The 4,179-nt window shown below is 63.1% G+C and carries 3 protein-coding genes and 1 pseudogene; 1 reads left to right on the top strand and 3 read right to left on the bottom strand.

Going from position 1 to position 4,179, the window contains the following annotated elements:
• A pseudogene (locus VMR39_RS08025) lies at window positions 1–205 on the bottom strand (glutamate 5-kinase); the annotation flags it as partial.
• 89 nt (window positions 206–294) lie between these two features.
• Window positions 295–1,134, bottom strand: a complete 840-nt coding sequence (cgtA, locus tag VMR39_RS08020) for an Obg family GTPase CgtA (protein WP_325415451.1) — start codon at window positions 1,132–1,134, stop codon at window positions 295–297.
• On the opposite strand from cgtA, the gene VMR39_RS08015 reads away from it, so the two are divergent.
• On the top strand, window positions 1,072–2,649 hold the full coding sequence (locus tag VMR39_RS08015) for a TonB-dependent receptor (RefSeq protein ID WP_325415452.1): 1,578 nt from the start codon (window positions 1,072–1,074) through the stop codon (window positions 2,647–2,649). The genes cgtA and VMR39_RS08015 overlap by 63 nt on opposite strands.
• Window positions 2,650–2,694: 45 nt before the next feature.
• Here the strand turns inward: VMR39_RS08015 and VMR39_RS08010 are convergent, their stop codons facing one another.
• On the bottom strand, window positions 2,695–3,873 hold the full coding sequence (locus VMR39_RS08010) for an ATP-binding protein (RefSeq protein ID WP_325415450.1): 1,179 nt from the start codon (window positions 3,871–3,873) through the stop codon (window positions 2,695–2,697).
• Window positions 3,874–4,179: the final 306 nt, after the last annotated feature.

Below are 4,179 nucleotides of genomic sequence, written 5' to 3'. Positions count from 1 at the left end.
GACGCTTCATGCCTTCGGCAATGGCGCCACTGGACACCATCACCACCTCGCGCGGTGCGCCCCCGTCGCCGCGTACCAGAGCGGCCAGTTGGCGACTCCACTCGCCGATGGCAGTTTCATCCAGTCCACGCCCTTCATTGGTCACAAGGCTGGAGCCCACCTTCACCACGATGCGGCGGGCATCTCTCAATACGCTGGAAACCATTTTGATGTCTTTGATGCCGATAGCGCTACTGCTTCATGCCTGAGTAGCTATTAAAAATATAGCAAATCTTTGCTCTGGACCTCAAGGCGTCAAGCCGGCGCGTCACCCGCAAAACGAGGATCCACCTCCACCGGCTCGTTCTCCGTGCGCTGCTCGGACTGCACGTGGCGGAAGATGGCGTGGATCAGCGGCTCGCAGCCCTCGCGGGTCAAGGCGGAAATTTCGAACACCGGGCCCTTCCATTTGAAGCGCTTCACAAAGTCCTTCACACGCGCCTCGCGCTCCTCGGCGGGCACCATGTCCAGCTTGTTCAAAACCAGCCAGCGCGGCTTGTTGTAAAGCTGCTGGTCGTATTTCTTGAGCTCGTTCACGATGGCTTTGGCCTGGGCCACCGGGTCCACCGCCTCATCGAACGGCGCCACGTCAACGATATGCAGCAACAAGCGCGTGCGCTGCAGATGGCGCAGGAACTGGTGCCCCAAGCCCGCACCTTCGGATGCGCCCTCGATCAGACCGGGAATGTCGGCCACCACAAAACTCTGCTCAGGTCCCACCCGCACAACGCCCAGGTTGGGGTGCAAAGTGGTGAACGGGTAGTCCGCAATCTTCGGCCGCGCGTTGGACACCGCCGTAATGAAGGTGGACTTGCCCGCGTTGGGCATGCCCAGCAGGCCCACATCGGCCAGCACCTTCAATTCCAGCTTGAGGTTCTTTTTCTCTCCGGGCCAGCCGGGCGTTTTTTGGCGCGGAGCGCGGTTGATGGCGCTCTTGAAACGCAAGTTGCCGAAACCGCCGTCTCCGCCCTTGGCAATGGTGATGACCTCGCCCGGCGTCAGCAGCTCGTACAGCACCTCACCCGTCTCGGCATCGCTGATGATGGTGCCAACCGGCATCTTGAGCGTGATGTCTGCACCTGCAGCACCGACCATTGGGATCTGCCAAACGACTTCACCGCCAAGGTACCGATCCTTGAGGATGGCGGCGCACGCGACTTTTCCCGGACAGAGGATTGGCGCGTCAATGCAAAGATCGGTTTCACCCCCAATGCAACCGACGAATATGCGCTGAGCTACACCCATCAGGAAGGGTCGAAGGGGGCGCCGCTGCACATCAGCGACCAGGTGACGACCGCGCGCTTCTGGGACTGGCCGTCCTGGGACATCAGCAGCATCTATTTCCTGTCGACCACCGCGCTGGGCGATCGCGCGACACTCAAGACCCGCGCCTATTACAACAAGTTCGATTCGATCCTGCGCTCCTTCAACGATCGCACACAGACGACGCAGAGCCGCCCCTATGCGTTCGACTCCCCCTATGAGGATCGCGCCTGGGGTGGCTCCGCCGAGCTCGATTTCGCCGCGAGCGACGCCGATACGCTACGCCTCGCCTTCCACTATCGCCATGATCGCCATGTCGAGTTCCAGACGAGCTTCTCGACCGCCGGTGTCGGCAGCACGGAGCCGCGCCAGACCCAGACCGAGGAGACATTCTCCGTCGCGCTCGAAAATGAACTGAAGCTCAGCCCCGACCTGACCTTCACCGTTGGCGGCAGCTTCGACTGGCGCAACCTCATCAAGGCGGAGGAATATGGCGCGCCGCTCGGCACATCGAGCACGTCGGTCCTCTACAATTATCCGCGCCGCGACGCCGATACCTGGAACCTGCAAGGGCGGTTCGACTGGCAGGCGAGCGATGCACTGGCGCTCCACGCCAGCCTGTCATCCCGCGCGCGCTTCCCGACCAGCTTCGAGCGTTTCAGCCAGCGCTTCAACACCGCCATCCCCAATCCGTCGCTGAAGGCCGAGCGCGCGACCAATGTGGAGATCGGCGGCAGCTGGACGCAGGGCAAACTGCGCGTCGAGGGCGCGCTCTTCTATAGCTGGGTCGATGACGCGATCTTCAGCGTGCTGACGCCGGCCTATCCCTGCACCGCGTCGACCACGCCGCCCGCGACTGCGACGCCGGGTTGCGCCCTGACCAACCTGACCCAGAGCCAGAATGTCGGCAGCGGTCATTATTATGGCGTCGAACTGTCGGTGTCCGCGACGATCCTGCCCGGTCTCGACATCGGCGCCAACTATACCGGCATCAAGCGCGATCTCGACTATGCCGCCAATCCCGCCTTCCGCCCCACCGGCGTGCCGACGCACAAGGGTTTCGCCTGGGCGGACTGGTCGCCGATCGACGGGCTGCACATCGTGCCGAACATCGACCTCGCCTCGAATCGCTGGACGCTGTTCACCGCAACCCCCGCGAGCGCGCCGCAGCGTTACTACCGGACCGGTGCCTATGTGAATGCCGGGCTGCGGGTCGACTATGCGTTGACCGAGCATGTCGATATCGGTGTCGGAGGGCGTAACCTGTTCGACGATTATTACACGCTGACCGACGGCTTCCCCGAACCCGGCCGGACCTTGTTCGCCAACCTGCGCGTCCGCTACTGACGTTCCATCCGCCGGGACAGACGTCGCCGCAGGCTTGTCCGTCCTCTATTGTTCTTCCGGCATCACTCGCCGCATGAAGGCATCGAACAGCGGCACGGTGAAGGCGGTATCGCCATGGGCGGGGCTGTAAAGCATGCCCTTGGCGATCAGGCTGTTGCGGGTGGGCGCGACGCTCGACACCTTGACACCAAGCGCATCGGCGACATCGCCCGACCGGTGCGGACCCGGCCCGATCGAGGCCATGGCGCGCAGATAGCGTTTCTCCGCGGGCGTCAGCCGGTCGAAACGGACGCGGAAGAAGCTGGCATCCAGTTCGGCGAGCGCGCTCCGGGTAGCGGCCTCTATGTCGTCGGCGCCGATCGGCGAGGCCTCGGCCGCGTCCCAGCCATGCTTGCCCCATTCCTGAAGGAAATAGGGATAGCCCTGCGTCTGCGCAACGATGGCGTCCAGCGCCGCCGCGTCGATCCGCTCCTCCTCGCGCTCGATCGGCAGGCGGATGGCATCGCGGGCGGCGGCTTCATCCAGCGGGCCGACGCTGACGAATTCGAACAGGCGCTCGGCATAGGATTTGGCTCGGCCCATCTGGCCCAGCAATTGCGGCAGGCCTGCCGCCAGCATGGTGATGGGCAACTGCTTCTGCGCCGCGCGGTGCAGCGCACTGATGAGCGCGGCAAGCTGCTCCTCTGGTACATATTGCAGTTCGTCGATCACCAGCACCACCGCGCTGGCTCGTTCCTGCGCTGCCTGCCCCACGGCAACGATCAGATCGGCCAGGTCCGCTTCCAGATCGCCGCTATCGGCAAGGCCTGGTTCCGGCTCGAAATCGAGCGCCACTTCCAGATCGTCATATTTGACCTTGAGCTTGGCAAAGCCCGCCAGCGCCGCAAGCGCCCGCCTGACCCCCGCCGACGCCTGTTTCATACGGTCGAGCCGCAGCAGCGCGGCGCGCAAGGCAGGAACCAATATGCCGGGCAGCGACCGGCTTTCCGGCGCTTCGATCGCGACGATGGTCATGCCCTCGCCCTCGGCCGCGTCGCGCATGGTGGACAGCAGCACCGTCTTGCCCACACCGCGCAGACCGTAAAGGATGCTCGGCCGCGCCGCCCGGCCCATGCGGATGCGGTCAAGCGCAATGGCATTGCGTTCCAGCAGCGTATCGCGGCCGGCCAATTCGGGTGGCGGCGTTCCGGCGCCAGGGGCAAAGGGATTGCGACGGGGATCCATAGCAATCTTATGTCAGTTTATCGTTTTCCTGTAAACTCGATAACCTTGCTTGAATTTGGCGTTCCCATTGACGGTTCCCCTACCGAATCGACCATGCGCATGGTGTGGGATCAGCGATCTGTCCGGCACTGCGTCCGGATTGCCCGAAAAGGCGGCCGGTTTGAGCCATCGCCACCGCCATCTCCATCTTTCCGCCGGAATCCTTGCAAGGGCGAAGCCACAATCTGCAGCACCCGCTCGGAGCAAAACTAAAATATCTATTCCTTTATGGGTTGACGCCTCAATCGGCCATTATTAAAATCATCA

The sequence above is a fragment of the Sphingobium sp. genome (assembly GCF_035511395.1).
Lineage (GTDB): Bacteria > Pseudomonadota > Alphaproteobacteria > Sphingomonadales > Sphingomonadaceae > Sphingobium.
This window is presented reverse-complemented; position numbering and strand designations above follow the sequence as displayed.

What these genes read in the sequence shown, in the direction of transcription:
- cgtA (WP_325415451.1), bottom strand. Translation starts at nt 1,134, where the DNA reads ATGGTCGGTGCTGCAGGTGCAGACATCACGCTCAAGATGCCGGTTGGC.
- VMR39_RS08010 (WP_325415450.1), bottom strand. Translation starts at nt 3,873, where the DNA reads ATGGATCCCCGTCGCAATCCCTTTGCCCCTGGCGCCGGAACGCCGCCA.